The organism is Vibrio sp. 10N.237.312.B06, assembly GCF_041464685.1.
Taxonomy (GTDB): domain Bacteria; phylum Pseudomonadota; class Gammaproteobacteria; order Enterobacterales; family Vibrionaceae; genus Vibrio; species Vibrio tasmaniensis_A.
On sequence record NZ_JBFSPI010000205.1, the window covers coordinates 1 to 1,147 of the forward strand.

A 1,147-nucleotide genomic window follows, 5' to 3' on the forward strand; every position below is an offset into this window, starting at 1 on the left:
ATCAGTGAAAACGAGTAGGGCGGGACACGTGATATCCTGTCTGAATATGGGGGGACCATCCTCCAAGGCTAAATACTACTGACTGACCGATAGTGAACCAGTACCGTGAGGGAAAGGCGAAAAGAACCCCTGTGAGGGGAGTGAAATAGAACCTGAAACCGTGTACGTACAAGCAGTAGGAGCACCTTCGTGGTGTGACTGCGTACCTTTTGTATAATGGGTCAGCGACTTAATTTTAGTAGCAAGGTTAACCGTTTAGGGGAGCCGTAGGGAAACCGAGTCTTAACTGGGCGTACAGTTGCTAGGATTAGACCCGAAACCAGGTGATCTAGCCATGGGCAGGTTGAAGGTTGAGTAACATCAACTGGAGGACCGAACCGACTAATGTTGAAAAATTAGCGGATGACTTGTGGCTAGGGGTGAAAGGCCAATCAAACCTGGAGATAGCTGGTTCTCCCCGAAAGCTATTTAGGTAGCGCCTCGGACGAATACTACTGGGGGTAGAGCACTGTTAAGGCTAGGGGGTCATCCCGACTTACCAACCCTTTGCAAACTCCGAATACCAGTAAGTACTATCCGGGAGACACACGGCGGGTGCTAACGTCCGTCGTGGAGAGGGAAACAACCCAGACCGCCAGCTAAGGTCCCAAAGTATAGCTAAGTGGGAAACGATGTGGGAAGGCTCAGACAGCCAGGATGTTGGCTTAGAAGCAGCCATCATTTAAAGAAAGCGTAATAGCTCACTGGTCGAGTCGGCCTGCGCGGAAGATGTAACGGGGCTAAGCTATACACCGAAGCTGCGGCTACGTACCTTAGGGTATGTGGGGTAGGGGAGCGTTCTGTAAGCCGTTGAAGGTGGTCTGTAAGGGCTGCTGGAGGTATCAGAAGTGCGAATGCTGACATGAGTAACGATAAAGGGAGTGAAAAACTCCCTCGCCGGAAGACCAAGGGTTCCTGTCCAACGTTAATCGGGGCAGGGTAAGTCGACTCCTAAGGCGAGGCCGAAAGGCGTAGTCGATGGGAAACGGGTTAATATTCCCGTACTTCTTACAATTGCGATGGGGGGACGGAGAAGGCTAGGTGGGCCTGGCGACGGTTGTCCAGGTTCAAGTACGTAGGCGGAAAGTTTAGGTAAATCCGGACTTTC

General features: G+C 51.6%; 1 rRNA gene. It reads left to right on the plus strand.

The features are described 5' to 3' along the window. A 23S ribosomal RNA gene (locus AB6C75_RS23565) occupies positions 1-1,147 on the plus strand; the annotation flags it as partial.